The 25,810-nt window shown below is 65.6% G+C and carries 19 protein-coding genes; 12 read left to right on the plus strand and 7 right to left on the minus strand.

What is annotated here, in order from left to right; genetic code table 11:
* Positions 1-150: 150 nt before the first annotated feature.
* Complete coding sequence (locus tag QTI66_RS35080; RefSeq protein ID WP_286564992.1) at positions 151-987, minus strand: IclR family transcriptional regulator; 837 nt, start codon at positions 985-987, stop codon at positions 151-153.
* Positions 988-1,100: 113 nt separating this feature from the next.
* Here QTI66_RS35080 and QTI66_RS35085 point away from each other — a divergent pair, with 113 nt between their 5' ends.
* The 4 genes from QTI66_RS35085 (at position 1,101) to fusA (ending at position 5,959) form a co-directional block, all read left to right on the plus strand.
* Complete coding sequence (locus tag QTI66_RS35085; protein WP_286564993.1) at positions 1,101-1,781, plus strand: hypothetical protein; 681 nt, start codon at positions 1,101-1,103, stop codon at positions 1,779-1,781.
* A 64-nt stretch (positions 1,782-1,845) separates the two neighbouring features.
* Positions 1,846-2,850, plus strand: coding sequence for a TRAP transporter substrate-binding protein (locus tag QTI66_RS35090; protein WP_286564994.1), 1,005 nt, complete (start codon positions 1,846-1,848; stop codon positions 2,848-2,850).
* Between the two features lie 210 nt (positions 2,851-3,060).
* Positions 3,061-3,675, plus strand: coding sequence for a murein L,D-transpeptidase catalytic domain-containing protein (locus QTI66_RS35095; RefSeq protein WP_286564995.1), 615 nt, complete (start codon positions 3,061-3,063; stop codon positions 3,673-3,675).
* A 223-nt stretch (positions 3,676-3,898) separates the two neighbouring features.
* Entirely contained in the window at positions 3,899-5,959 is a 2,061-nt protein-coding gene (gene fusA, locus QTI66_RS35100; protein ID WP_286564996.1) for an elongation factor G, read from the plus strand.
* 36 nt (positions 5,960-5,995) lie between these two features.
* On the opposite strand, the gene QTI66_RS35105 is transcribed toward fusA, so the two are convergent.
* Positions 5,996-6,556: a hypothetical protein gene (locus QTI66_RS35105; protein WP_286564997.1), complete on the minus strand. Its 561-nt coding sequence runs from the start codon at positions 6,554-6,556 to the stop codon at positions 5,996-5,998.
* A 257-nt stretch (positions 6,557-6,813) separates the two neighbouring features.
* Here QTI66_RS35105 and QTI66_RS35110 point away from each other — a divergent pair, with 257 nt between their 5' ends.
* Genes QTI66_RS35110 through QTI66_RS35120 form a run of 3 tightly spaced genes read left to right on the plus strand, consistent with a single transcriptional unit; the run spans position 6,814 to position 9,692 of the window.
* Positions 6,814-7,488 carry a glutathione S-transferase family protein gene (locus QTI66_RS35110; protein WP_286564998.1) on the plus strand — a complete coding sequence of 225 codons (675 nt, stop codon included), beginning with the start codon at positions 6,814-6,816 and terminating at the stop codon, positions 7,486-7,488.
* A 41-nt stretch (positions 7,489-7,529) separates the two neighbouring features.
* Complete coding sequence (locus QTI66_RS35115) at positions 7,530-8,021, plus strand: VOC family protein (RefSeq protein WP_286564999.1); 492 nt, start codon at positions 7,530-7,532, stop codon at positions 8,019-8,021.
* A gap of 60 nt (positions 8,022-8,081) precedes the next feature.
* Positions 8,082-9,692 (plus strand): wax ester/triacylglycerol synthase domain-containing protein, encoded by a 1,611-nt coding sequence (locus QTI66_RS35120; protein ID WP_286565000.1) that lies wholly within the window; start codon positions 8,082-8,084, stop codon positions 9,690-9,692.
* 52 nt (positions 9,693-9,744) lie between these two features.
* Here QTI66_RS35120 and QTI66_RS35125 read toward each other — a convergent pair whose 3' ends face one another.
* From QTI66_RS35125 to QTI66_RS35145, 5 genes are read right to left on the minus strand one after another with little or no spacing between them, the layout of a single operon-like run.
* Positions 9,745-10,719 carry a tripartite tricarboxylate transporter substrate binding protein gene (locus QTI66_RS35125; RefSeq protein WP_286565001.1) on the minus strand — a complete coding sequence of 325 codons (975 nt, stop codon included), beginning with the start codon at positions 10,717-10,719 and terminating at the stop codon, positions 9,745-9,747.
* A 29-nt stretch (positions 10,720-10,748) separates the two neighbouring features.
* Complete coding sequence (locus QTI66_RS35130; protein ID WP_286565002.1) at positions 10,749-11,621, minus strand: fumarylacetoacetate hydrolase family protein; 873 nt, start codon at positions 11,619-11,621, stop codon at positions 10,749-10,751.
* A complete protein-coding gene (locus QTI66_RS35135) occupies positions 11,609-11,956 on the minus strand; it encodes an NIPSNAP family protein (protein ID WP_286565003.1) in 348 nt (115 codons plus the stop codon). The genes QTI66_RS35130 and QTI66_RS35135 overlap by 13 nt, the downstream gene beginning before the upstream one ends.
* A 4-nt stretch (positions 11,957-11,960) precedes the next feature.
* Positions 11,961-12,419, minus strand: a complete 459-nt coding sequence (locus tag QTI66_RS35140) for a cupin domain-containing protein (protein WP_286565004.1) — start codon at positions 12,417-12,419, stop codon at positions 11,961-11,963.
* A gap of 12 nt (positions 12,420-12,431) precedes the next feature.
* On the minus strand, positions 12,432-13,151 hold the full coding sequence (locus QTI66_RS35145; protein ID WP_286565005.1) for a polysaccharide deacetylase family protein: 720 nt from the start codon (positions 13,149-13,151) through the stop codon (positions 12,432-12,434).
* Positions 13,152-13,271: 120 nt separating this feature from the next.
* Between QTI66_RS35145 and QTI66_RS35150 the strand changes: the two genes are divergently transcribed.
* The 5 genes from QTI66_RS35150 (at position 13,272) to QTI66_RS35170 (ending at position 25,799) form a co-directional block, all read left to right on the plus strand.
* A complete protein-coding gene (locus QTI66_RS35150) occupies positions 13,272-14,231 on the plus strand; it encodes a LysR family transcriptional regulator (protein WP_286565006.1) in 960 nt (319 codons plus the stop codon).
* 169 nt (positions 14,232-14,400) lie between these two features.
* A complete protein-coding gene (locus tag QTI66_RS35155; RefSeq protein ID WP_286565007.1) occupies positions 14,401-16,092 on the plus strand; it encodes a wax ester/triacylglycerol synthase domain-containing protein in 1,692 nt (563 codons plus the stop codon).
* A 266-nt stretch (positions 16,093-16,358) separates the two neighbouring features.
* Positions 16,359-24,395, plus strand: a complete 8,037-nt coding sequence (locus QTI66_RS35160) for a GAF domain-containing protein (RefSeq protein ID WP_286565008.1) — start codon at positions 16,359-16,361, stop codon at positions 24,393-24,395.
* Entirely contained in the window at positions 24,395-24,748 is a 354-nt protein-coding gene (locus QTI66_RS35165; RefSeq protein WP_286565009.1) for an Hpt domain-containing protein, read from the plus strand. Before QTI66_RS35160 ends, QTI66_RS35165 begins: the two co-directional genes overlap by 1 nt.
* On the plus strand, positions 24,741-25,799 hold the full coding sequence (locus QTI66_RS35170) for an adenylate/guanylate cyclase domain-containing protein (protein WP_286565010.1): 1,059 nt from the start codon (positions 24,741-24,743) through the stop codon (positions 25,797-25,799). Before QTI66_RS35165 ends, QTI66_RS35170 begins: the two co-directional genes overlap by 8 nt.
* The last annotated feature ends 11 nt before the right edge of the window (positions 25,800-25,810 follow it).

Genomic DNA, 25,810 nt, shown 5'->3' on the forward strand with positions numbered 1-25,810 from the left:
AATTGGCAGTTCGTTGAACAAATCTGCCGAGAATCGACGCCATGCGGCGTTGCAAATGCTCGCCATGCGCTCGGCATGGCTGTGCTTTGCGCCTTGCCTGACATCGATTTCGACAGATTTCCTTGTTCAACGAACTGCCAATTCGCGACACTAACGCCCGACCTTCGCGGCGCGCCGCTTCAGCGCCACGTTGCCCCACGTCCCCACGTTCGCGGACTTCAGAAGCGCAGACGAATTGCCTGACACCGTCAACTCCTGCGCCGCAGACAGCAACGCGGGCCCGAACTGGAGCATGCGCTTCATCGTCAGCCGTGCCGACGGTCCCGCGATGACGACCACGCCCGTCGTCTGCTCGTTCACACGCTGGATGGGTGCGGCCATGGAACTCATGCCCGGTGCATACGCGTCCTGGATGATGCTGAAGCGCCGCTTGCGATGCTCGTCCAGAATCTTCAGCAAGGCCTTCATGCTCGTGGGCGCGTTGGGTCCGAAATCCTTCGGCTCGCCGATGCCCTGCCGCGATACGTATTCGATGGCCACGTCTTCCGGCAAGGTCATGAGCCAGGCCTGCCCTGCCGCGCTGCACGACAGCCGCAGGTCGATGCCCATGTCAGGGTCGTACAGCAAGCCCGATTTGGCACCTTGCGCCTTGGCGACGAGGGTGAGCCGGTCGCCATCCACGATGGCCAGTCGCACCAGTTCGCCAGTGGCCTTGGCGAGCCTGTCGATCACGGGCTGCGCAATGTCGAGCACGCCCGACTTGCTCAGGAAGCTCAAGCCCATCGACGCCATCTTGGTGGTGAGCGCGTAGTCGCCGCGCTGCGGCATCTGCCGCACATAGCCATAGCGGATGAGTTCCTGCAGCGCGCGATGGCAGCCGCTGCGCAACTGGTTCAGGTCCGTGGCGATCTGCACCAGCGCCACGCCGTCAGGGTAGTCCGTCAGGTATTCGAGGATGTCCAGCGATTTCTCGAGTGCGCCGCTCATGGTGCCTTTTCAGCTGTAATCATTCAAAATTTGAATGATATAGAAAAGTTGAATGCCATTCAACTTTCTGACATCATCCGGCCCATTCAACAGCAGGCGATTTGGACCAACGGATGTCATTACCTGGAAATGCGGCACTCGCCATGTGGTGGGACATGGCGCCGGAAATGCGCGCGGAGTTCGAGGACTGGCATTCGCACGAGCACTTTCCCGAGCGCCTTGCCATTCCCGGTTTCAGGCGCAGTTCCCGCTGGACCAGCGCGACCGGCGGCGAGGGCATCTTCGTGATGTACGAACTGGATGGCTACGAGGTTCTCTCCTCCCCCGGCTACCTGTCGAGCCTCAACGCGCCCAGCCCGTGGTCCACAAAAATGATGCCGCACCACCGCAACATGGTGCGATGCCAGTCGCGCGTGCTGGAGTCACGTGGCGGCGCAGTGGCGCGCCAGGCATTGACGGTGCGCCTGTCTCCCGCGCCAGGTCGGGACGAGCAGTTGCGGACATCGCTGCGCACGCTGGTCGGCTCGCTGCCCCTGCGCCCCGGCCTCACCGGCGCACATCTGCTCCGACACGAAGCGCCGCCCATTGCACAGACCACCGAGCAAAAGATTCGTGGCGGCGACCAGGTGGCCGACTGGGTCCTGGTGGCCCTGGGCTACGACGCCGCGGCGCTCGACGCGTTGGCCGAAGCGGCACTGTCGCCACAGTCGCTTGTCGATCTCGGCGCCGCGCAGGGCGCCATCAGCGGCATGTATTCGCTGTCGTACTCGGCCATACCCGCTGACATGCAGTAGACGACCTGGCAACCATTTCAACAACGGCCTCACCGGCCTCTTTCGCGCAGACAGGAGACATCCCTTGAAATTCCGCAGCCTCTTCACCCTCGCAGCGCTCGTTGCAGCCTGTGCCGGCGTCACGGCGCAGGCCCAGGAGCAAACCATCCGCTTCGGCCACGTCGTGCAGGCGGGCCACCCGATCTCGCTGGCCACGCAGAAGCTCGCCGAGATCGTTGCCGCCAAGAGCGGCGGCCGCATGAAGGTGCAGGAACTGGGCGGCGGCTCGGTTGGCGGCGAGCAGCAACAGTTGAGCGCCGTGCAGGGCGGCGTGCAGGACATGACGCTGCCGTCAGCCACCGTGATGGGTGCGGTGGTCAAGGAGTTCACGCTCTTCGACGTGCCCTTCTCCTTCAGCAAGGCCGAGCAGGTCGATGCCCTGGTGGCCAGCCCTTTCGGCCAGGCGCTGATGGCCAAGCTGCCCGAAAAGGGCCTGGTCGGCCTGGGCTTCTGGGAAACGGGCTTTCGCAACTTCACCAACAGCAAGAAGCCTATCGTCAACGTCGAGGACCTGAAGGGCCTGAAGCTGCGGGTCATTCCGAATCCGCTCTTCATCGAGAGCTTCAGCGCGCTGGGCACCAACCCCGTGCCGATGCCCTTCCCCGAGTTGTATGGCGCGCTGGAGTCCAAGGCCATGGACGCGCAGGAGAACCCCTTCAGCGTAGTGCTCACCAGCAAGTTCTATGAAGTGCAAAAGTACATGAGCGTGACCAACCACGTGTACACCGCCAACCCGGTGGTCATCAGCAAGAAAGTCTGGGACAAGATGTCGCCAGCCGACCAGAAGATCATCCAGGACGCAGTCACAGAAGCCGGTGCCTACCAGCGCAAACTGAGCCGCGACGCATCGTCGGGCGCGCGCAAGGAACTCGAGGCCAAGGGCATGCTCATCAACGACGTGCCGCAGGCCACGCTGACGAAGATGCGTGACCTCACGAAGCCGGTGGCGGACAAGTTCGCGGCTTCGTATGACCCGACGCTGGTGCAGGTCTATCGCACCGAGTTGGCGAAGGTGCAGGCCATCCAGTAAAGAAGCCTGCGTCGGCATCGGGGGCCACGTGCCCCCTTTTTTTTGTTCTGTACCGAATTGAGTGGGCAACGCGGTGGCCAATGCCATCTACAACGCCACCGGCGTGCGGGTGCGCGACTACCCGATCACCCTGGACAAGGTGATGGAAAAGATGCCTTCGCGCACGACCTGAGGCATCATTTCGCGCAGGTCTTCGTGGGGAAGTTGCCAATGAAAAGACGCAACCTGCTTCAATGCCTGCCCGCCTTTTCGCTCGCCCTTGGCATGTCGGGCGCGGCGCCGGCCCTTGCGCAATCCGCCGCACCAACGTCGCCAGACTCGCTGGCACCGGCCATCGCCTACGTGCTCGCGCAACCCTCCGACGAGCCGTACGCCGCGGTGCTGGACTACTCCGCCCATTCCAGCCAGCCGCGCTTCCACATCATCGAGCGCGAAACCGGTGACGTGGTGCACAGCTTCCTGGTGGCCCATGGCATCGGCTCCGAGCCCGATGACAACGACGGCGTGCCGACGGTCTTCGTGGACGAGGTCGACAGCAATTCGAGCAGCCTGGGCCTCTTCAGGACCGACGAGGTCTACATGAGCCAGATCGAAGGCAATGGCCGGTCGATGCGGCTCCAGGGCTTGTCGCCGACGAACCGCAACGCCTACAAGCGCGCGGTCGTCATCCACGCTCAGTGGTACGTCGAGCCGGACTTCGTCGCCCTGTACGGGCGCACCGGCAGGAGCGATGGCTGCATGGTTTTCAGCGCCGCCGACCGGGACAGGGTGGTGGAATTGCTGCAGGGCGGCGCGTTGATCTACGCCGTGGCGGACACCTCCTGACGCCGTGCGGCGCCCCTTCGTTGACCGCCAGCCCCTCGAAAAGGGCGCGATTTCCGGCCGCCAACGCATCGTTCTTGCATAAGAAGACCGCCAGTCCGACAATTTGCCGAGCCGGAGTGAAGCCCACCACCGCGTTTCCGTGTCCTTGAAGCAGAACAGGTCGGCAGTCGCCCCGTTGTGACATCCAGCACCGCCCGGCGCCAAGGGCGGAAGGAGACGACCCATGCCAAGCCGATCGACCGGCCTTGCGGCCGACATCGAAAAAGTGCGCACACTCGCCCTTGTCGGCGCGTCCGCCAGCGGAAAAACCACCCTCGCGGAGTTGCTTCTGCAACGCGCCGGCGCCATTGGTGCCGCGGGCAACGTGGAACGCGGCAGCACCGTCAGCGACCATGACCCCATCGAGCGGCGCATGCAGCACTCGCTCAATTCCGCCGTGATGCACCTGACGCACGGGGGCACGCGCATCCACTTCATCGACACACCCGGCGGTCCCGACTTCCTCGGCCAGAGCCTGCCGGCGCTGGAAGCGGTGGAAACCGCGGCGGTGGTCATCAACGCCGCCATCGGCATCGAGCCCATGGCCGTGCGCATGATGGAGTACGCGGCCTCGCGGCACCTCGCGCGCATGATCATCGTCAACAAGATCGACTCGCAGGGCATCTCGCTGCAGGGCTTGCTGGCGGACATCCAGTCCACCTTCGGGCGCGAATGCCTGCCGCTGAACCTGCCGAACGCAATGGACAGGAAGGTGGTCGACTGCTTCTTCAACCGCCATGGCCAGTCCGACTTCGGCCCGGTGGAAGCGGCGCATCGCGCGCTGGTCGAGCAGGTGGTCGAGGTCGATGCGGCCTTTGTCGATCGCTACCTCGAGGAAGGCGACGTCGACCCAAGCGAACTACACGCGCCGCTCGAGCAGGCGCTGCGCGAAGGCCACCTGATTCCCGTGTGTTTCGTGTCCTCGCGCAGCGGCGCCGGCGTGGACGAGTTGCTGGACATCATCGTCAAGCTGCTGCCCGACCCGACCGAGGGCAACCCGCCGGACTTTCTCGTCGGCGAAGGCGCTGAAGCCAAGCCGATGCCGGTCTCGCCCGATCCGTCGCTGCACGTGCTGGCGCATGTGTTCAAGGTCACGGTCGACCCCTACGTCGGCAAGATGGGCATCTTTCGGGTGCACCAAGGCACGCTCACGCGCGACAGCCAACTCTACATCGGCGACGGGCGCAAGCCCTTCAAGGTGGGCCACCTGTTCATGCTGCAGGGCAAGGACCATGTGGAAGTGCCGCGCGCGCTGCCGGGCGACATCGTGGCGGTGGCCAAGGTCGACGAAATCGATTTCGACGCGGTGCTGCACGACGCGGCCGAAGACGACCACGTGCACCTTGTACCGCTGGATTTCCCGGTGCCTGTGCACGGGCTGGCCATCGAGCCCAAGCGCCATGGCGACGAGCAGCGCATGTGGGAAATCCTGGGCAAGCTGGTCGACGAAGACCCCTGCCTGCGGCTGGAGCACGCGGTCGTCACCAACGAAACCATCATCTACGGCTTGGGCGAGTTGCACCTGCGCGTGCTGCTGGAGCGGCTGCGCGAGGTCTACAAGTTCGAGGTCAACACCCGCCCGCCGCGCATCGCCTACCGCGAGACCGTGACGGCGCCGGCCGAGGGCCACCACCGCCACAAGAAGCAAAGCGGCGGCGCCGGCCAGTTCGGCGAGGTGTACCTGCGCATCGAGCCGCTGGCGCGCGGTGCAGGCTTCCAGTTTGCCGACGAAGTGCGCGGCGGCACGATTCCGGGCCAGTTCATCCCGGCGGTGGAAAAGGGTGTTCGCGAAGTGCTGGAGCGAGGCGCCATCGCGGGCTACCCGGTTGTCGACGTGAAAGTAATCGTCTACGACGGCAAGCACCACAGCGTGGACAGCAAGGACATCGCCTTTGCCACGGCCGGCCGCAAGGCTTTCATCGCGGCCATCCAGGCGGCGCGGCCCATCGTGCTGGAGCCTGTGGTGAACATCGACATCGCCACGCCCGACCGGGCCGTCGGCGACGTCACGGGTGACCTGTCGGGCCGGCGCGGGCTGGTCACCGGCACCTCCAACGGCGCGGTGGGAACGGTGCTGATCCGCGGGCAGGTGCCGCTGGCGGAACTGTCAGGCTACCAGTCGCGCCTGAACGCACTCACCAGCGGCCAGGGGCGCTACACCATGGAACTGTCGCACTACGAAGCCGTGCCGCCGGCGGTGCAGCAAACGCTGATGGGACAGCACCATCAACGCGACGAGGAGTGAGCGCCCCCGCACATTGGCGAGGCCAACGGGGCCGCATCATTTGCCCTGCGGCAGCGACTGCAATGCGATGACTTCCCCGCGCCTGTCCCGACCCCAGCCAAAACAGCCGAGCGCCAGCAGGAGAATGCCGATGCAAAGGCCGGCGATGGACAGCCGCTCGTGCTTTTCCGCAAACCGGCGCTCGACCGCGGCATGGGCGTCCAGCCGGTCTGCCTCGACCCGCTTGAGGCTGGCCTGCACCTGGGCCTCTACCGCGTGCTGCAGATGATCGTTGAGTTGCGTGGTGAGGGATGGGAGCGTGTCGAGCACGCGATTGGCTTCGGCCACCCGGTTGGCCTGGCGGAACTCCATTGCCAGTGAAATCACTTCGGCCTTGCGCTTCATCAGCAGCGCTGCCGCATCGGACTGAACGCGGCTCTCGCCGATGAGTTTCGCCAGTTCTGCCTGCGAGGTGCTGGCGGAGTACAGCGCGCCCGCCACGCTCTCGTCCTGGGCGCGCCACCACCAGACAGACACCAGGACCGCAGCCAGGCCAAGCGCCGCGACGAACCTGAAAAATGCGTTGGACCGGGTTTGCATGGACTGCTCAGCGCGCATGTCTTGAGACGACCCGCGCCCGCGGGGCGCGATTCCAGCAACGTCTGAAAGCCGATTGCATCGAGTCTTGTCTCCTCGTGTTTTGATGGGCCTTGGCCAGGCCCGTTTTGCGCCTGATTCTGGCACCAAGGCCGGCCCGGACCGGACTTTTCTTACAGGCTGAAGTTTCGGCGCCAAGCATGGACTCTGACAACACTTGCGCCTATCGTTGCGCCTGTCCGTGCCGATTTCTTCACAACACGAGGGGACAAGTCGCCATGAAGCTCCACTACCACCCGATCTCCACGACCAGCCGGCCCATCATGCTGTTCGCCGCCGAAAGCGGAATTCCGCTGGAAATGACCGTGGTCGACATCTTCACCGGCGAACACGTGAAGCCGCCCTACACCGGCCTGAACCCGAACAAGCTGATCCCCACGCTGGAAGACGGCGACTTCGTGCTCACCGAGAACTCGGCCATCCTGAAGTACCTGGCCGACAAGATCGATTCGCCGGCCTACCCCAGGGACTTGCAAAAGCGCGCCCGGGTCAACGAGCGCATGGACTGGGTCAACACGCAGTTGTGCATCGACCTGGTCTACGGCCTGGTCTATCCGCAGATCTTCGACACCCACAAGCGCCGCAGCGACGAGGCGCAGGCCGCCACGCTGGAGCGCGGCCGCGAACGCGCGCAAGGCTGGCTGAAGGTGCTGGACGAGAACGTGCTCGGCCCGGGCAACAACTACCTGTGCGGCGACGCCATCACCATCGCGGACTACCACGCGGTGTCGTATGTGCACCTGACCGAAGTCATCGGCAGCGACCTTGGCGCGTACCCCAACGTCAAGGCCTGGCTGGGCCGCATGAAGTCGCTCAAGAGCTGGCCGCAGGTGTATTCCGTCATCGACGGCTATGCCGCTTCGCTCAAGGGCAAGCAGATGGTGTCCGTCTGAGCCGCCCGACAGGCAAGCCGTCAAGCCAAGGAGCCATCGCCATGATCCGCAAACTTCACCACAACGCCTACCGCTGCCGCGACTCGGAGGAGACGCGCAAGTTCTACGAAGACTTTCTCGGCCTTCCGCTGGTCACCACGATGGAACTGGGCCAGACCAAGACCGGCCGCGAGACGCACGCGCTGCACACCTTTTACCGGCTGGACGACGGCTCGCACCTGGCGTTCTTCGAAGTCGACGACATGCCCTTCGAGTTCAAGGCGCAGCACGACTTCGACCTGCACATCGCGCTCGAAGTCGGCCCCGAAGTCCTGCAGCCGATGATGGCCAAGGCCCGCGAACAAGGCATGGAGTGCCGCGGGCCGTCGGACCACGGCATCATCGATTCGATCTACTTCCGCGATCCCAACGGCTATGTGATCGAGCTGTGCGCCAAGCGCGCCAATCATGACGAGATGATGGACCCGGCAAAGAATGGCGCCCGCGAGGCGCTCAAGCGCTGGACCAAGGCGAAGCTTCAGGCGCCGGCCTGAGTTCGCGTTTCCCGGCGAGGTCATGCCCGCCTGATTCCAAGGATCCAAGGAGTCGCCTCCATGCCAGCCCTGTCGGTCATCGACCTCGCCATGTTCTTGCTCGAAACGCCCGAGCGCCCTTTCAACATCGGGCCGCTGGTCGTCCTCGATCCACCTGAGCGCGAACGGGCAGGTTTTGCCGACAGGCTTCGGGAACAGATGCTTGCGCGAGCGCCGGGCATTCCCTTCAACTACCGGCTGCGCATGCCGCTGCTCGGCATGCCTTCGCTGGAACCCGATCCCGGCGCCGACATAGCGCAACACGTGCACCGGATCTCGCTGGAGCCACCCGGCAGCCACGAACAGCTCTTTGCCGAGGTGTGCGAGCGGCACGAAGCGGTCCTGGACCGGTCGCGCCTGCTGTGGAACCTGTACATCTTCGACGGGCTGGAAGGCGGCAAGGTGGCGATCTATGCCACGACGCACCACGGCATCATCGACGGCCGAGGTTTCGTGGAGACCATCGCGAACTGGCTGGCGACTTCTCCGACAGATTCGCCCGTGCGCGCTATGTGGGAAGGCGTGCCACGGCGTGCCAACGAAAGCGCTGTGCGGGCCTCCGTCGGCCAGCGGCTCGCAGGCCTGCTCAGCAAGGCCGGCGGAAGCACCGTGTCGGTTATGGGTCTGTACGGCATGCTGGCGCAGCAAGGCCTGAAGGCGCTCGGCGTGGGGTCGAAGGGGCTGTCGCTGCCCTTCACCGGGATCCCGAAGGTGTTGCGCGGACGTTCGTCGTCGAAGCGCTCCTTTGCCTGCACGACGCTGCCGCTGCGAGAGATGAAGGCCTTCGGCAAGGCGCACGGTGCCACCCTCAATGACGTGATATTGCTGAGCTTGGACATTGCGCTGGCGCGCTATCTGCACGACCTGGGCCAGCGTCCGTCGCGTGCGCTGGTCACGGCGATGCCTGTTGCGCTGGCCGGCGCCAAGGGCGGCAACCAGATCGCGGTGCTGCAGTTTCCAATGGGTGCGCCGGGGCTGGACACCGACAAGCGCCTTGCAGCCATCCGAAAGGAGACCGCGAGCGTCAAGAGCGTCATCGAAAAGGAATCCACCGACACGGTCATGCTCTACACCACGCTCGTGCATGGCCTGCCCGCGCTGGTTGAACGCGCCGGCCTGAAGGGCGGCCTGTCCGTCAGCAACCTGATGGTCTCCAACCCCTTCGGACTGGCGGAACAGCGCTACCTGATGGGCGCGCCGGTGGAGATGGTGCTGCCGATCTCGGTCGTGCCCGCGGGGCAGTTGCTCAACGTCACCGCGGTGTCGCTGGGCGAGCGTTTGCAGCTTGGATTCCTGGGCATGCCGGAGTCGGTCCCTGACATCGGCAAGCTGGCGCAGTACACCGCGCAAGCTTGTGAGGAAGTCTTGCGGTCGAAGTCGCAAGGTGAGGTGCAGGAGAAGGCCGGGCCAACGGTTGCGCGGCCACCGGCGGCAAAGCGGGCGGCGGCGAAGAACGCTGCGGCGAAACAACCTCCGGCAAAGAAAGCGGCTGCGAACAAACCGGCTGCCAAGAAGGCTCCGGCAAAGCGTCCAGCTGCAAAGCAGGCTGCGGCGAAGAAACCAGCAACGAAGCGACCGGCAGCAAAACGCCCGGCGACCGCAAAGACCGCGCGCGCCAAGCCGCGCGCTTAGGAGCCCGTGCGGCTCGAATTTTCAATCGAGGGCGACGGCATTTCCCGCCCCTTCAGTCCAGCCGGATGTTCTTCAAACTGATCAACTGCCCCCAGCGTGCCGATTCACGCTTGACCTCGGCACCCATCTCTTCCGGCGTGGAGATCACGGGTTCCGCATAGGCCAGCTTGATCTTCGCGACCAACTCCGGATCGCGGCTGGCCTTCGACACTTCCTGGTTCAGGCGCAGGACGATCTCGCGCGGTGTTCCCGCGGGCGCCCAGAACCCCTGAAAGCTCGCCACGTCGGCGCCGGGAACCAGCTCGGCAACATTGGGCACGTCCGGCGTTGCAGGGTTGCGCCGGCCATAGCCCCAGACCGCCAGTGCCTGCACACGCCCTTCCTTGATGAAGGGAATGGCATTCGCGGCCGGCTCCCACACCATCGGAACGGAGCCGCCCACCACGTCGGTCAAGGCCGCGCCTTTGTAAGGCACGTGCACCATGTCGATCTTCTCCTGGCCGAGCACCAGCTCCATCACCAGGTGCGGGAAGCCTCCCATGCCATACGAGGCGTAGCTGTACTTGCCGGGTTCGGTGCGCGCCAGCTTGACGAGGTCCGGCACCGTCTTCGCCGGGAAATCCTTGTTCACCAGCAGATAGAGGCCGTTGCGCACCGTCTGCGCGACAGGAACGAAATCCTTCTCCACGTTGAAAGGCAGCTTGCTGAAGGCATGAGGATTGCTCACGAACGAGTTGGAAACGGCATAGAGCAGCGTGTATCCATCCGCCGGCGCCTTGGCCACCGCCTCCTGCGCGATGTTGCCGGTTGCACCCGGCTTGTTGTCCACGACGACGGGCTGGCCCAGCGCCTTGGACAGCTTCTCGCCGTAGATTCGGGCGATCACGTCCGCGGCCAGGCCGGCAGGCAGCCCGATGACGATCTTGATGGACTTGTTGGGCCAGGTCGATTGCGCGGCCGCGCCTGCACCCAAGGCCGCCAGCACGCTCGCGACAAGGATCTTGCGCAGCGGAAAAGTTGCATTCATGGCATGTCTCCTCTTGATCTCGCCGGGGCTCACTGGACTTCGTCGGCGACCCGATTGCGAATCAGGCCGACACCTTCGATCTCCACTTCCACCACGTCACCGTGATGCATGAAGAGCGGCGGTGTGCGGGCGAGTCCGACGCCGGCCGGCGTGCCCATGAGGATGACGTCACCAGCGTGCAGCGCCATGGCCTCGCTCACCAGTGAAATGACCGTCGCCGTGTCGAACACCATCTCCGACGTGTTGGCGGACTGGACGGTTTCGCCGTTGAGGCGCGTCTCGATCCTGAGCCCCGCGCCGCCGGGCGGAAGCTCGTCCGCCGAAACGAAGTCCGGACCGATCGATCCGGAACGGTCGAAATTCTTGCCGACGGTCCACTGCGGCGACTTGAACTGATAGTCGCGAACCGAGCCTTCGTTCGAGACGGAATAGCCCGCGACATGGTCCAGCGCAGACGCCTTGCGGATGTGCCTGCCTGGCTTGCCAATGAACACCGCCAGCTCGCCTTCGTAGTCGAACTGGTCGGAGCACAGCGGCCGCACGATGGGCTGCTCGTACCCCACGAAGCTCGCCGCCGTGCGCAGGAAGAGCGTCGGATACGCGGGCTGCTCGAACTTGCTTTCCCGCGTGTGATCCAGGTAGTTCAAGCCAACGCAGATGATCTTTTGCGGCGCCGGCACAGGTGGCAGGTATTCGATGCCTTCCAGCTCCACCGGGACGCCATATTGCTCCATCGCAATGGCAGCTTCCCGCAGGGCGGCAACGCCGCTCTGGATCAGTGCCTGGAGGTCCTGGGGGAAACGGTCGGCGTGTGCCGCGCTCAGGGCGCGCAAGCCGGTGGGCGTGCGAAGTGCCAGGCGGGGCGCTTCGGAATCGCGGTGTTTGAAAGTCACGAATCGCATGGACGTTCTTCCTGTACTTGGTGGTGGGGACTGAAGGCAGCAGGCTTCAGGATCTTTGACTCCTGCGCCTCGATGAACTGAAAGATCTTTGGCGCGTATTCCTGCCACTGGGGGTCGGCCGACAGGGCCGCGCGACGCGCCTCGCGGTCCTGGAGGTCGTCGTAGGCCCACAGGTGAACGATCTGGTTGAGCGCGCCGAACTCGGTGTGAAAGTAGCCAACCAGGCGGCCCAGGTACTTCCTTTGAAGCGCCAGTCCACCCTCATGCTCGTAGGTGCGCAGGTACTCGCGCACGGACCCGGGGCGAACGCGGTAGGTTCGCTGCTCGACGATCATTTGTTCACCCCGGAAAGTTGGTGTCGTGCTTCTTGCTGATCTCCAGCACCTTCTCGCCGGAGAAGCCCGGCCCGGCCGCTTCGGAGATCTCGCGGAAGTAGCGGTCCTGCCCGCCGGGAAGGCTCCAGTCGAGCATCCGGGCGACCGTGGTGCCGGCGTTCCGGAAGCGGTGCACCACACCGCGCGGCAGATAGACCACCGTGCCGGGTCCCACCGTGCGCGTGGTGGTGCCCACCGTCAGCTCGTACATGCCTTCGACAATGAAGAAGCACTCTTCCTGCGTGTAGTGAAGATGATCCGGCGGCCCCTCGCCCGGCTTGTGGCAGGCCAGGATCACCGAGATCTTTCCGTCGGTGTCGTCACTGCTCAGCAGCACGCGCATGTCCAGTCCAAAGGGCGTGATGGGCATCGCCTCTTCGGGCGTGACGATGAGCCCACCGTCTTCAAGTCGTCTTGTGTTCATGCTTGTCTCCATTCAGGCGGCCGAAGCCACGGTTGAAATCATGTCGCCCATGGGGCGAACACGCACGCCACGGACCATCGGCAGACAGTCCGGTGGGAATTCCTGGCGTAAGCTGATGCCTTCGTCCAAAGCAGCCTGGATGAAGCGCTCGAGGTTTCTCATCGCACCCGTCTGGTAGTCATGCAACACGGTGAGCGTCCAGTCGCGTTCGCGCGACTGCCTGAGTGCCGTGTCGACCCAGCCCTCGGGGTCGTCCCAGTCACGGGGCACGCAGTTCCACAGCACGCAGGTGAATGCATTCGCCTGCAGGTACTCGAAGGCGGCCGGGCTGAGCAGATGAGGCCCCACCAGGCCGCCATTGCCGAAGGGACGAAAGAACTTGTCGGGGTGCGCGACATCGGCCATGAGGGTCTGCGTGCGCGCGATCTCGTCCTGCGCCACGCGCGGATCCGTCGTCTCGCCAAGCGGCACCGTGTGCGTGTAGGTGTGGTTGCCGATCCAGTGGCCCTGGCCTGCCGCATGCCGTGCGAGACCCCGCGCCTGAGGGTCTTCCAGGTTCTGGCCAAGAACGAAGAAGGTCGAGCGGATCTCGTACCGGTCCAGCACATCGAGGACGTGCGGCGTCACTTCCACGGTGGGCCCGTTGTCGAATGTGAGCGTCATGGCGCGCGCCATTTGCACGCCCTTTGCATTCACTGGCTTGAGGTCGGGTCCACCGTGTTGTCTTGCCACTTCCGTCTCCTGAATTTCGAATCTGCTCGAAGCTTGGAAGGATGATCGGCGAGGGGTTTCGTCTACACAATATGGAAATTAACGAACATACTATTTCCGCAAAGAAAGAGATCTGACGCGATGCCCAACCTCCTGAATCAAGCCAGCGTGCTGTCCCTGCGCTGCTTCGTCGCCGTGGTGGACGCCAACAGCTTTTCCGTGGCGGCGCGCCAATTGCGCATGGCGCCTTCGTCGGTGACCAAGCACGTGCAATTGCTGGAGCGCGCGACGGGCGCGGCACTGGTACACCGAACGACGCGGCGCATCAGCGTGACCGAAGCCGGCGAGGCCTTCTACGCCAGGTGCGTCGACATCCTGGAACAGCTGGAAGGGACGATCGCCGGCATCTCGGGCGAACAGGCGGCGGGCGGCAGCCTGCGCGTGATTGCGCCGCCATCTTTCGCCTCGACGGTCGTGGCGCCTGGCCTGGCGCGCTTTCTCGAGCGCCATCCGGGTGCCACCGTGGACCTGTCCGTGAACAGCGCCATCCCCGACCTGGTACGCGAGCGAATCGACGTGGCCATCTTCATCGGCGATGAACTGACGACCAAGCAGGCGCACCTGGTGCTCGCCGAGAGCCCGCAGGTGCTCTGCGCGTCGCCCGCCTACCTGAAGACGCATGCCGTGCCGCAGACGCCGGCTGACCTGGAGCGGCGGCAGTGCTGCCTGTGCCCCCGCTTCTCCCAGACCGCCGAGACCTGGCACCTGCGGCAGGGCAACGCGTGGAAGCCTGTTCGCCCGAACGCGGTGCTGCTCTCCGACAACGGCGAGGCGCTGCGACGCGCCTGCCTGACGGGCGCCGGCATCGGAAACTTCTACCGCTTCCATGTCGGCGAGGACCTGGCAAGCGGCGCGCTGGTGGAGGTGCTGCCGCAGCACCCGCTGCGGCCCAAGACGATCTACGCCATCCTGCCACATCGCCACATGATCCGGCCGCTGGTGCGCGGCTTTACCGCCTTCCTTGCCGAAGAAGTGGAAGCCATGTTGCGACCCGCAGCACTACCGCGTCCGCGAGCAGCTCGAAAGAAAACCAGGGTTTAACCCCCGGACCCGATGGCAACTTGTTCACGCCGGCTGCCTGCGGAGGGGACCGGCGCTTGAGTAATACTATGGCCCTACAGCGAGGTCGTCGCCTCGCCCAGCCCTGCCCGCAACGGTGCGGGGTGAGCAAGCCACTCATAACACCAGAGATTCAGGAGGAGATACCCCCATGCCAGCCCTTTCCCTCATCGACGCGGCCATGTTCCTGTTCGAGACGCCCGAGCGTCCGTTCAACATTGGCCCGCTGATCGTGCTCGACCCGCCCGCGCGCGGCCGCGCCACCTTTGCCGACCGCCTGGTCACCCAGATGCTCAAGCGTCCCCTGGGCGCACCCTTCAACTACAAGCTGAGCGCGCCCGCCCTGGGACTGCCGACGCTGGAAGTCGATGCGAATGCCGACCTGTCTGCGCACGTTCACCGCATCACGCTCGACAAGCCCGGCAGTTTCGAGCAGCTCTCCGCCCAGGTCTGCGCGCTGCACGAACAGCGCATCGACCGCTCCAGGCTGCTGTGGGAGCTCTACGTCATCGACGGCCTCGAAGGCGGCAAGGTCGCCCTCTATGGCAAGACCCATCACGGCATCATCGACGGCCGCGGCTTCGTCCAGGCCATCTCGGGCTGGCTGAGCACCGACGCTGCCGACACCACCGTGCGCGCGATGTGGGAAGGCGTCTCGCGTCCCGCCAAGGAAGGCGCGGCCAAGGAGGGCACGGCCAAGGACGACGTCGCACAGGAAAGCCCGGAGCGCCGATCCCTCGGCGCGCGCCTGGGTGGCCTGCTGGGCCTCGTCAAGGGCACGACCGCCTCGGCAGTGGGCCTCTACGCCATGCTTGCCAAGCAGGGCCTGAAGACGCTCGGCGTCGGTGGCTTCGAGAGCCTGCTGTTGCCCTACGCGCGCGTGCCACGCGTCCTCGGCGGCAAGGCGTCGTCCAAGCGCTCTTTCGCCTACGCAACGCTGCCCATTCGCGAGATGAAGGCCTTCGCCAAGGCGCAGGGCGTCACGCTCAATGACCTGCTGCTTTCCACCGTGGACATCGCGCTCGCCCGTTACTTGCAAGAACAAGACAAGCTGCCCACCCAGCCCCTGGTCACGGCAATGCCGATCGCGCTGGCCAATGCCGGCGGCGGCAACCAGATCGCCGTGTTGCAGTTCCCGCTGGGCGCGCCCGGCCTGAGCCCGGCCAAGCGCCTGGCCGCCGTGCGTGCCGAGACGGCGACCGTCAAGCGCGTCATCGAAAAGACGACCAATGAACTCGTCATGCTCTACACCACGCTCGTGCACGGCGTGCCGGCCATGGTCGAGAAGCTGGGCATCAAGACGGGCTTGCCCGTCAGCAACCTGATGGTCTCCAACCCCTTCGGGTTCGCGGAAAAGCGCTACCTCATGGGCGCTGCCGTCGATGTGGTGCTGCCGGTGTCGGTCGTGCCCGCGGGCCAGTTGCTCAACGTCACCTCGGTCACGCTGGCCGACCGCTTCCAGATCGGCTTCCTGGCCATGCCTGAAGCGGTTCCGAACATCGCCAAGCTCGCGAGCTACATCCCCGACGCTTTCGACGAGCTCGTGCGCTCGATGACGGCGCCGGAGTCGGCGTCCGACGCAGCGCAGGCGTCGGCCGGGGCACCCGCCGCAGAGCAGGCACCCGCCGCGGCACCGGCCAAAAAGCGCGCCGCACGCCCGCGGCCGGCCGCGAAGGCTGCCGTGGCCGACGCGCCGGCTCCCGCTCCGCGCAAACGCGCTGCAGCCAAACGAAAGAAATCCGCGAAGGCTGTTGAAGCCGGGGCGACCGCACGCGCTGAAGCCGAGGTGACTGCAAGCGCTGATGCCGAGGCGACTGCAGGCGCTGAAGCTGTGGCGGCCTGAGCGCACCCAGCGCGGCTTGTCCTCGACAAGCTGCGTCCACCTGAAATCCGCGCGCGCCATCCGGCGCCCGCGGATTTTTTTCGTCCGGGTCGACCGAAAGCAGGAGCGCAGGGCCGTTGACCCTCACCCGGAAGGCACGCGCATCGCCCTGACGCAAAACGCATCGATTTCACTTTGCGCAGCAATTTGCGGGGCAGCACACTAGACTCGGCGCCGTATGCGCGGCATGCGCATCCACCCTCCCGAAACGCGGAAGGCAACTGCACATGGCTGAGTCCCGGTCCAGAAAGCTTCCCAAGCACGCCCCGCGTGCCAGCGCCGAGCTGCGCGCGCCTTCCGGGCCGCAGCCGGAGCAGGACGCGGAGCGCCAGCTGGCCGAACGCGACGCCGAGCTGGCGCAGCGCACCAGCGAGCTGACGCTCATCAACAGCATCCAGCGCGGCATGGCGGCGCGCATGGAGTTCCAAGCCATCATCAAGCTGGTGGGCGACAAGCTGCGCGAGGTTTTCGGCATCGGCGACATCACCATCATGTGGTGGGACGACAGGACCAACCTGGTGCAGGCGATCTACCGCTACGAGCACAACCAGCCCCTGCCCTTGCCCCCGGCGCGGCCACTGGAGCCCGACGAGCCGATTGCCGGCATCATGCGCACCCGCAAGCCCGGCGTCGCGAACACGCGCGAGGAGCAGACGCGCGTCGGCATCAAGCCCTTGCCGGGCACCGACTGGGCGCATTCGGTGGCGGGCGTGCCCATCATCGGCAGCGACCGCGTGCTGGGGGTGATCGGCATCCAGGACCACGAGCGCGAATTTGCCTTCGGCGACCATGAGATCCGCTTCGTCGAGACGGTGGGCACGAGCATGGGCCTGGCGCTGGAAAACGCGCGCCTGTTCGACGAGACGCAGGAAGCCCTGGCGCACCAGACGGCCGCGGCGGAGGTGCTGCACGTCATCGGCAGCTCGATGGCCGACACCGGCCCGGTGTTCGACAAGATCCTCGAGTGCTGCAACCGCCTGTTCACCGCAAGTTCCTTCGCGCTGCTGATGCTCGACGCGCAAGGCCAACTCGTCATGACGCGCTGGCAAATGACGGCGCGCGGCCGCGCCGCGATCGGAGAGGAACGCGCCGATGAACTCGCGCAGATCATGAAGAGGACCTACGCGGTTCCGATCGACGGCAGCATGGCGGAGCGTTCCTTTCTCACCGGCGAGTTGCAGGAAATCGCCGACGTCCTGAACGATCCGGACGCACCCGCAGGCATGCGGGCCAACGCGCTGAGGTTGGGAAAAAGCTTCGCGAACCTGTCGGCACCGCTGGTGTGGGAAGGCCGCGGCATCGGCATCCTCAGCATGCAGCGCACCGAGGTCGGCCCCTTCCGCCACAGCGAGCGCGCCCTGCTCAAGACCTTTGCCGACCAGGCCGTGATCGCGATCCAGAACGCGCGGCTTTTCAGTGAGTCGGCGGAGGCTCTGGCGCACCAGACGGCGACCTCCGAGGTGCTGCGGGTCATCGGAAGTTCGATGGCGGACACCGGGCCGGTGTTCAACAAGATCCTGGAGTGCTGCGAGCGCCTGTTCGATGTCAATTCCTACTCCCTGCTGCTGGTCAATGCGCAGGGCCAGCTCGAACTGACGCGCTGGGCACTGACGTCTTCAGGCCTGGCAACTATTGGCGAAGACAAGGCGGAACAGATTCGCCAGTCGATGCGCCAGCACTACCCGATGCCCTTGGCGGACACCTCCGCCGAATTCGCGTTTCGCACCGGTGAATTGCTGGAGATCGCGGACGTGCTGAACGACCCCGCTGCCCCGCTGGCATTGCGGCGCAACGCCGGAATCCTGGGCCGCAGCTTTTCCAACCTGGCTGCCCCGCTGATGTGGGAGGGCAAGGGCATCGGCCTGCTCAGCCTGCACCGCAGCGAGGTGGGGCCCTTCAAGCCCAGCGAGCGCGCCCTGCTCAAGACCTTCGCGGACCAGGCCGTCATCGCGATCCACAACGCGCGCCTGTTCAACGAAACGGAGCAGGCCCTGCACAAGGTCGAGGAGCGCACCGCCGAGTTGACCGAGTCGCTCGAATACCAGACCGCCGTGAGCGACGTGCTGCGCGTCGTCAGCGAATCGCCGACCGATGTGAGCCCGGTGTTCGAGGCCATCCTGGACTGCACCATGTGGCTGTTCAACGGCCCGACTTCGGCCATCTTCACCTTCGATGGAAAACTGGTGCACCTTGCGGCGACGCGCAACTGGCCCGCGCCGGCGCTGGAGGCGGCACTCGCGCTGTACCCGGCGCCGCCCGATCCCCAGCTGATGAGTGGCCGTGCCATCCTGGAGCGCAAGGCCCAGAGCAACGACGACGCCTGGACGGATCCGAACTACGAGCATTCGATGGCGGCCACGGGCAACTGGCGCCGGATGATCTCCGCGCCGATGCTCAAGGACGGCGTGCCGATCGGCGCCATCGCCACCGCCTGGCTGGAACCCGGCAAGACGCCGCAACGGCAGATCGACCTGCTCCAGCTCTTTGCCGACCAGGCCGTGCTCGCCGTCGAGAACGTGAGGCTGATCAACGAGACCCGCGAGGCGCTGGAGCGCCAGACCGCGACCTCCGAGGTGCTGAAGGTCATCAGCAGCTCGCCGACCGACGTTCAGCCGGTGCTCGAGACGGTGGCCGAACGCGCCGGCCACTTGTGCCGCGCTGAAGGCAGCCGGGTGTGGCTGGTCGTCGACGGCAAGCTGCGCGCGATGACCAGCTACGGCACGCTCTACAGCGCCAAGGTGAGCACGGAACAAGCCGAACTGCCCGAACTGCCGCTGCGCGCCGGCTCCATCGCCGGCCGCGCCTTCGTGGAACGCCGTTGCGTCCACGTCGAGGACGTCGTTCCGCTGATCGACACCGAATATCCGGACGTGCGCGAACTCCAGGCGCGCAATGGTTTTCGCACGGTGCTCGCCGTGCCCATGCTGCGCGAAGGCCAGGCCATCGGCGTCATCGCCTTGCTGCGCAACCAGGTGCAGCCCTTCTCGCCCACGGAGATCGGCCTGGTGCAGACCTTTGCCGACCAGGCCGTGATCGCGCTCGAGAACGTGCGCCTGTTCAACGAGACCCGCGAGGCGCTTGAGCGGCAGACCGCGACGGCCGAGATCCTTCGCGTTATTGCCAGTTCGCCCGATGACGTGAAGCCGGTCTTGGACGCCATCGTGCACAGCGCGAGGCAACTGGTGGGCGGCTTCTCCGCGACCTTGCTTCGGCGCGTGGGCGATTCGATCCACCTGGCCGCGTTCACGCCCACCAACGAGGAATCGGACCGGGCGCTGCAGGCGTATTTCCCGGTTCCCGTGTCGTCGGACTACATCTACCGGCCGCTGGAAACCGGCGAGCCGCTGATGGTGCACGACATCGAGTCGAACCCCGAGGTCTCCAGCGCGTTGCACGATCTCGCGCTTCGCAGGGGATGGCGCAGCCAGACCATCGTGCCGCTGGTGCACGAGGACGTTCCGGTCGGCCTCATCAGCGTGACACGCGTCGCGCCGGGGGCTTTCAGCAATCACCAGATCGAGTTGCTCAAGACATTCGCCGACCAGGCCGTGATCGCGATCCAGAACGTCCAGATGTTCAACGATACGCAGGAGGCGCTGGAGCGGCAGACCGCCACCGCCAAGGTGCTGCGCGTGCTGGGCGGCTCGATGACCGAGACGCAGCCGGTGTTCGATGCCATCGTCAAGAACTGCGGCAAGCTGTTGCACGACAGTCGCGTGGTGCTGTGGCTCACGGAGGCTGATGGTTTGCGTGCCCGCGCCAGCAACGGCGGCATGCCGAGCGAGATCCTGCCAGTCGATCGCAGCAGCCCGATCGGCACCTGCGTGCTGGACCGGCGCGTGGTCCACTTGCCCGACCTGGTGGCGGCGGTCGCGCAGCATCCGCGGCTGCAGCAGCTTGGCGTCGGCAGCGGCTTCCGTTCCGGCCTTTACGCGCCGCTGATGCGGGAAGGCCGCGCCATCGGCGGGTTGGCCGTGCTCCAGAAGGAACGGGACGCTTTCAACGACAAGGACTTCAGCCTGCTCGAGTCCTTCGTCGGCCCCGCCGTGATCGCCATCGAGAACGTGCGCCTGTTCCGCGAGACGCAAGAAGCGCTGGAACAGCAGACGGCCACGTCGCAGGTGCTGGAAGTCATCAGCGGTTCGGTGGCCGACGCGGCGCCGGTGTTCGACAAGATCCTGCAAAGCTGCGAGAAGCTCTTCAGCAGCACGGAGCAAGGCATTCTCCTGCTCGGCCGCGATGGTTTCGTCGAGATCGCCGCCCACCATGGACGGGCGCTGCCGACCTTGCAGAAGATCTACGCCGAAGGGGTCGAGTCGCGTCGCTACGAGGCCGGCATCCGCGCCGGCAAGCCGATTCACTACATGAACGCGCTGGACCCGTCGACGCACTGGACGGCCCGCTCGGTGGCGGAAGCGCTGCACATCGGCCCCTACTCGCAATTGTTGGCACCGATGAACTGGAAGGACCAGCCCATCGGCTTCCTGAACGTGATCCGGCAACCGCCCACCGGCTTTTCCGCCAAGGAAATCTCGCTGCTCGAAACCTTCGCCGACCAGGCCGTCATCGCGATCCAGAACGCACGGCTCTTTCGCGAAACCAACGAGGCGCTGGAGCAGCAGACCGCCATTGCCGAGATCCTGCGCGTCATCAGCAGTTCGCCGACCGAGACGCAGCCGGTGTTCGACGCCATCGTGCACGCCTGTCAGCGGCTGTTCGACGGCCGCGCCGTGGGCTTTTGCATGCCGCGCAACGGCATGGTGGAAACCGTGGCTTTTGCCGACGACGGCACGCACGGCCATCGCGAAGGCGGCTTCCTGAAGCCCTGGCCGCTGGACCGGCAAAGCGCCGCCGGCGCCAGCATGCTGGACGGCCGCATCATCAACGTCGCGGACACCAACGTGGCCGTGCTGGAGTTTCCGCGCATGCAAGACCTGGCGATCGCGCTGGGCTACCGCTCGGGCCTGTTCGTGCCGATGATGAAGGAGCAGCGCGCGATCGGCCTGATTGCCGTGCTGCGCGAGACCACCGGCGCCTTCACCCATCAGGAAGTCTCGCTCGCCGCGACCTTCGCCGATCAGGCGGTGATTGCCATCGAGAACACGCGGCTGTTCAACGAGACGCGCGAGTCGCTCGAGCGCCAGACTGCGACGGCCGACGTGCTCCAGGTCATCAGCGGTTCGATGGCCGACGCAAAGCCGGTGTTCAAGAAGATCCTGGAGAGCTGCCGGCGCCTGTTTGCCAGCGACGAACTCGCGACGCTGCTCATCGGCGACGACGGCCAGTTGCACCTTGCCGCCGCGCTCGGCAAGGACGGAGAAAGCCGCGATCCGGGCTTCAAGCGGCCCCTGGCCGGCAGCACGACGCAACTCGCCATCGAACGCAGGCAAGTGCTGCACTACCCCGACGTGCAAAACGATCCCGAAGTGCCCGCGACCCTGCACGAGTTGTCCGTGCGTGCCGGCATCCACTCGGTGCTCCTGGCACCCATGCTCTGGGAGGACCACGGCATCGGCTCGATCCTCATCGGACGCACCACGCCCAAGCCCTACACCGACACCGAGATGGCGCTGCTCAAGACCTTCGCGGAACAAGCGGTCATCGCGATCCAGAACGCGCGCCTGTTCAACGAGACCCAGGAGGCGCTGGAGCAGCAAACGGCCACGGCCGACGTGCTGCGCGTCATCAGCGGCTCCATGGCGGACGCGAGGCCCGTGTTCGACAAGATCCTGGAGAGCTGCCAGCGCCTGTTCTCCGGCGCGCAGATGGGCATCTCGCTCAACGGCGAGGACGGAATGGTGTACCTCGGCGCGCATCGCGGCTCGGCGCGCGAGGCGCTGGAGCGCTACTACCCGCGGCCCATCGATCATTCGCCCATGGGGCTCAAGTTCGGCGGCCCGGATGTCATCCACATACCCGATGCGCTCGCCGAGCCGAACCTGCTGCCCTTCATGCGCCAGGTGGCCGAGCAGGTGGGCAGCTATGCCGTCATGATCGCGCCCCTGATGTGGGAGGGCCGCAACATCGGCTCGATCCACGTCACGCGGCAACCGGTGGGGCCCTTTGCCGACAAGGACATCAAGCTGCTCAAGACCTTCGCCGACCAGGCCGTCATCGCCATCCAGAACGCGCGCCTGTTCAATGAAACGAAGGAGGCGCTGGAGCGGCAAACCGCCACCTCGGACGTGCTGCGCGTCATCAGCAGTTCGGTGTCTGACACGGCCCCCGTGTTCCAGGAGATCATGCACAGCTGCCAGCGCCTGTTTGCCAACGGCCAGGTCGGCATCGCGCTCATCGGCGAAGACGGCCTGATGCATTTCGACGCGGAGTCCCATCACGTCGACGCCGGCGCCGACGCTTTCATCAAGGCGCAGTTTCCCAGGCCCGTGCGCGATTCGATTCACGGCTACGCCATCCACAAGCGGCAGGTGCTCCACTACCCCGACGTGCAGAACGGCCTGGACGTGCCCGCCGGCCTGCGCCGCTCGGCCGAGCAGGTGGGCAACTATTCCTACCTGGTCGCGCCCATGCTGTGGGAAGACCGCGGCGTGGGCGCGCTGCAGGTGGTGCGCAGGCCGCTTGCGCCCTTCTCCGACAAGGACATCAGCCTGCTCAAGACCTTTGCCGACCAGGCCGTCATCGCCATCCAGAACGCGCGGCTGTTCAAGGAAGCGCAAGAGGCCCGCGCCGCCGCCGAGGCGGCCAACGAAGCCAAGAGCGCGTTCCTGGCGACGATGAGCCACGAGATCCGCACGCCCATGAACGCGGTGATCGGCATGAGCGGCCTGCTGCTGGACACGCCGCTGGACACCGAGCAGCACGACTACGCCTCCACCATCCGCGACTCCGGCGACGCGCTGCTGACCATCATCAACGACATCCTCGACTACTCGAAGATCGAGGCCGGCCGGATGGACATCGAGTCGCATCCCTTCGACCTTCGCGAGTGCGTGGAGTCGGCGCTGGACCTGGTCAGCACGCGCGCCACCGAGAAGCACCTGGACATCGCCTATGTGTTCGAAGGCGAGGTGCCGCTGGCAGTCAGCGGCGACCTCACGCGGCTGCGGCAGATCCTCTTGAACCTGCTGAGCAATGCGGTGAAGTTCACCGAGACGGGCGAAGTGGTGTTGACGGTCACGTCGAGCACGCCGGCCCCTTGCAAGGCCGCCCTCACCTTTGCGGTAAGGGACACGGGCATCGGCCTGTCGCGTCAAGGCATGAGCCGCCTTTTCCAGTCGTTCTCGCAAGCCGATTCGAGCACCACGCGCAAGTACGGCGGCACGGGGCTGGGGCTGGCCATCAGCAAGCGGCTCGCCGAGTTGATGGGCGGCACCATGTGGGTCGAGAGCGACGGACCGGGCACAGGATCGACCTTCTTCTTCAGCATCGAGGCGCCGACGGCCGAGATGCCGGCCAGCAAGCGCCGCGTCATCACGGGCGTGCAAGCCGAACTGCAAGGCAAGCGCGTGCTCGTGGTCGACGACAACGCCACCAACCGGCGAGTGCTCTCGCTGCAGACCGGCAAGTGGGGCATGGATTCGCGCGACACCGAATCGCCGAACGAGGCACTGCGCTGGCTCGGCGCGGGCGAGCGCTTCGACCTGGCGATCCTCGACATGCACATGCCCGAGATGGAAGGCGTGGAACTGGCACGGCGCATTCGCGCCACGCACGCGGACTTGCCGCTGGTGCTGTTCAGCTCGCTCGGCCGACGCGAGGTGGGCGCCAGCGACGCGCTGTTCAACGCCTACCTTTCCAAGCCAATCCATCACTCGCAGTTGTTCGACACCTTGGTGAACCTGCTGGTGCGCGATGCCCCTGCCCGCCCGCCCACGCCCGAAGCGGCAGCCAAGCCACAGATCGACCCCACCATGGGTGCGCGCCACCCGCTGCGCATCCTGCTGGCTGAAGACAACGTGGTGAACCAGAAGCTCGCGATGCGCCTGTTGCAGCAGATGGGCTACCGCGCCGACCTCGCTTCCAACGGTCTGGAGGCGGTGGAATCGGTGCGGCGCCAGACCTACGACGTGGTGCTGATGGACGTGCAGATGCCCGAACTCGACGGCCTCGACGCGACGCGCCAGATCTGCGCGCTGATGGAGGCCGGCCGGCGCCCCCGCATCGTCGCAATGACGGCCAACGCCATGCAGGGTGATCGCGAGATGTGCATCGATGCCGGCATGGACGACTACCTGACCAAGCCGATCCGTGTGGATCGGCTGGTCGAAGCCCTGAACGGCATACCTGCACGAAAGGACCGGTGATGAGTGACCCCGCAACCATCGACCCCGCCACCTTCGCCGAATTGCAGGACGCCGCAGGCACCGACTTCGTGAAGGACCTGGTGCAGACCTTCCTCGAAGAAGCGCCAGTCATGCTCAAGGAACTGCGCGACGCACAGGCCGCCGGCAACGCCGACGCCTTCCGTCGCGCAGCGCATTCGCTCAAGTCCAACAGCCTGACCTTCGGCGCGCTGCAACTCGGCGCGATGGCACGCGAACTGGAGTTGGGCGGCCTCGCCGCCGCGGCCGCACAGCCGTCGCCCAACGCGCTCGACGCACTTCAAGCCGAATACGCGCGCGTCGAAAGCGCGCTGAAAGAACTCACCCATGGTTGATTTGCGCCAAGCCCCCGCGCGCCTCCTGGTGGTCGACGACAACAAGGTCAACCGCCTGCTGATGACCCGCAGCCTCGAACTGCAGGGCCACAGCGTGCAGACCGCCGAGAACGGCCGCATCGCGCTCGACCTGTTGCGCAGCGAGCCCTTCGACCTGATGCTGCTGGACATGGAGATGCCGGAGATGACCGGCTTCGAGGTGCTCGAACACCTGACGGCCGACGTCAAGCTGCGCGACCTGCCGGTGATCGTCACGTCGTCGCTCGAAGGCGTGGCCGACATCGCGCGCTGCATCGAACTCGGCGCCGAGGACTACCTGCACAAGCCCGTCAACGCCGTGCTGCTCAAGGCACGCATCGGCGCCAGCCTCGAGAAAAAGCGCCTGCGCGACCAGCAAAAGGAAATGGTGCGCCGCTTTGCCACTTCCGAGGTCGCGCAAGACCTGCAGCAGTCCGGCTTTGCGCTGGGCGGGCGCCGCGTGCAGGCCACGGTGATGTTCTCGGACATCCGCGGCTTCACGGCGCTGGTGGAGTCGCAGCCGCCCGAAGAAACCATCGACCTGCTCAACACCTACTACACGCTGATGTTCGACGCCATCAACGGACACGGCGGCGTGGTCAACCAGATGATCGGCGACGGGCTCATGGCCATCTTCGGCGCCCCGCTGCCGCTGCCCGACCACGGCACCGCGGCCGTGCGCGCGGCCTGCGACATGGTCGAGATGATCGGCCTGCTGAACCTGGAGCGCGACGCCACCCACAAGTCCCCGATCCGCATCGGCGTGGGCATCGCCACCGGCGAGATGGTCGCGGGCTACACCGGCACGCAGGAGCGCGCCACCTACACCTGCATCGGCGACACGGTCAACCTTGCCGCGCGGCTGGAATCCCACACCAAAGTGGTGCAGCGAACCGTGCTCATCGACCCGGCCACCAGCGCCGCCCTGGCCGGGCGAATTGGGGTCGAAGCGCTCGGTCCTGCGCTCTTCCACGGCAAGGCGGCGCCAGTCGAAGTATTTGCCGTGGTGGACGGCAGTGCGAGTACTCCCTGACTTCCCGCAGG

The organism is Variovorax brevis (assembly GCF_030317105.1).
GTDB classification, from domain to species: domain Bacteria; phylum Pseudomonadota; class Gammaproteobacteria; order Burkholderiales; family Burkholderiaceae_C; genus Variovorax; species Variovorax brevis.

Excerpts from the sequence above, each read along its gene's own strand:
- QTI66_RS35125 (WP_286565001.1), bottom strand. The coding sequence starts at position 10,719 with ATGAATGCAACTTTTCCGCTGCGCAAGATCCTTGTCGCGAGCGTGCTG.
- QTI66_RS35170 (WP_286565010.1), top strand. The coding sequence starts at position 24,741 with ATGGTTGATTTGCGCCAAGCCCCCGCGCGCCTCCTGGTGGTCGACGAC.
- QTI66_RS35155 (WP_286565007.1), top strand. The coding sequence starts at position 14,401 with ATGCCAGCCCTTTCCCTCATCGACGCGGCCATGTTCCTGTTCGAGACG.
- QTI66_RS35160 (WP_286565008.1), top strand. The coding sequence starts at position 16,359 with ATGGCTGAGTCCCGGTCCAGAAAGCTTCCCAAGCACGCCCCGCGTGCC.
- QTI66_RS35085 (WP_286564993.1), top strand. The coding sequence starts at position 1,101 with ATGTCATTACCTGGAAATGCGGCACTCGCCATGTGGTGGGACATGGCG.
- QTI66_RS35165 (WP_286565009.1), top strand. The coding sequence starts at position 24,395 with ATGAGTGACCCCGCAACCATCGACCCCGCCACCTTCGCCGAATTGCAG.
- QTI66_RS35135 (WP_286565003.1), bottom strand. The coding sequence starts at position 11,956 with ATGATCGTCGAGCAGCGAACCTACCGCGTTCGCCCCGGGTCCGTGCGC.
- QTI66_RS35150 (WP_286565006.1), top strand. The coding sequence starts at position 13,272 with ATGCCCAACCTCCTGAATCAAGCCAGCGTGCTGTCCCTGCGCTGCTTC.
- QTI66_RS35115 (WP_286564999.1), top strand. The coding sequence starts at position 7,530 with ATGATCCGCAAACTTCACCACAACGCCTACCGCTGCCGCGACTCGGAG.
- QTI66_RS35110 (WP_286564998.1), top strand. The coding sequence starts at position 6,814 with ATGAAGCTCCACTACCACCCGATCTCCACGACCAGCCGGCCCATCATG.
- QTI66_RS35105 (WP_286564997.1), bottom strand. The coding sequence starts at position 6,556 with ATGCGCGCTGAGCAGTCCATGCAAACCCGGTCCAACGCATTTTTCAGG.
- QTI66_RS35080 (WP_286564992.1), bottom strand. The coding sequence starts at position 987 with ATGAGCGGCGCACTCGAGAAATCGCTGGACATCCTCGAATACCTGACG.
- QTI66_RS35120 (WP_286565000.1), top strand. The coding sequence starts at position 8,082 with ATGCCAGCCCTGTCGGTCATCGACCTCGCCATGTTCTTGCTCGAAACG.
- fusA (WP_286564996.1), top strand. The coding sequence starts at position 3,899 with ATGCCAAGCCGATCGACCGGCCTTGCGGCCGACATCGAAAAAGTGCGC.
- QTI66_RS35130 (WP_286565002.1), bottom strand. The coding sequence starts at position 11,621 with ATGCGATTCGTGACTTTCAAACACCGCGATTCCGAAGCGCCCCGCCTG.
- QTI66_RS35095 (WP_286564995.1), top strand. The coding sequence starts at position 3,061 with ATGAAAAGACGCAACCTGCTTCAATGCCTGCCCGCCTTTTCGCTCGCC.
- QTI66_RS35140 (WP_286565004.1), bottom strand. The coding sequence starts at position 12,419 with ATGAACACAAGACGACTTGAAGACGGTGGGCTCATCGTCACGCCCGAA.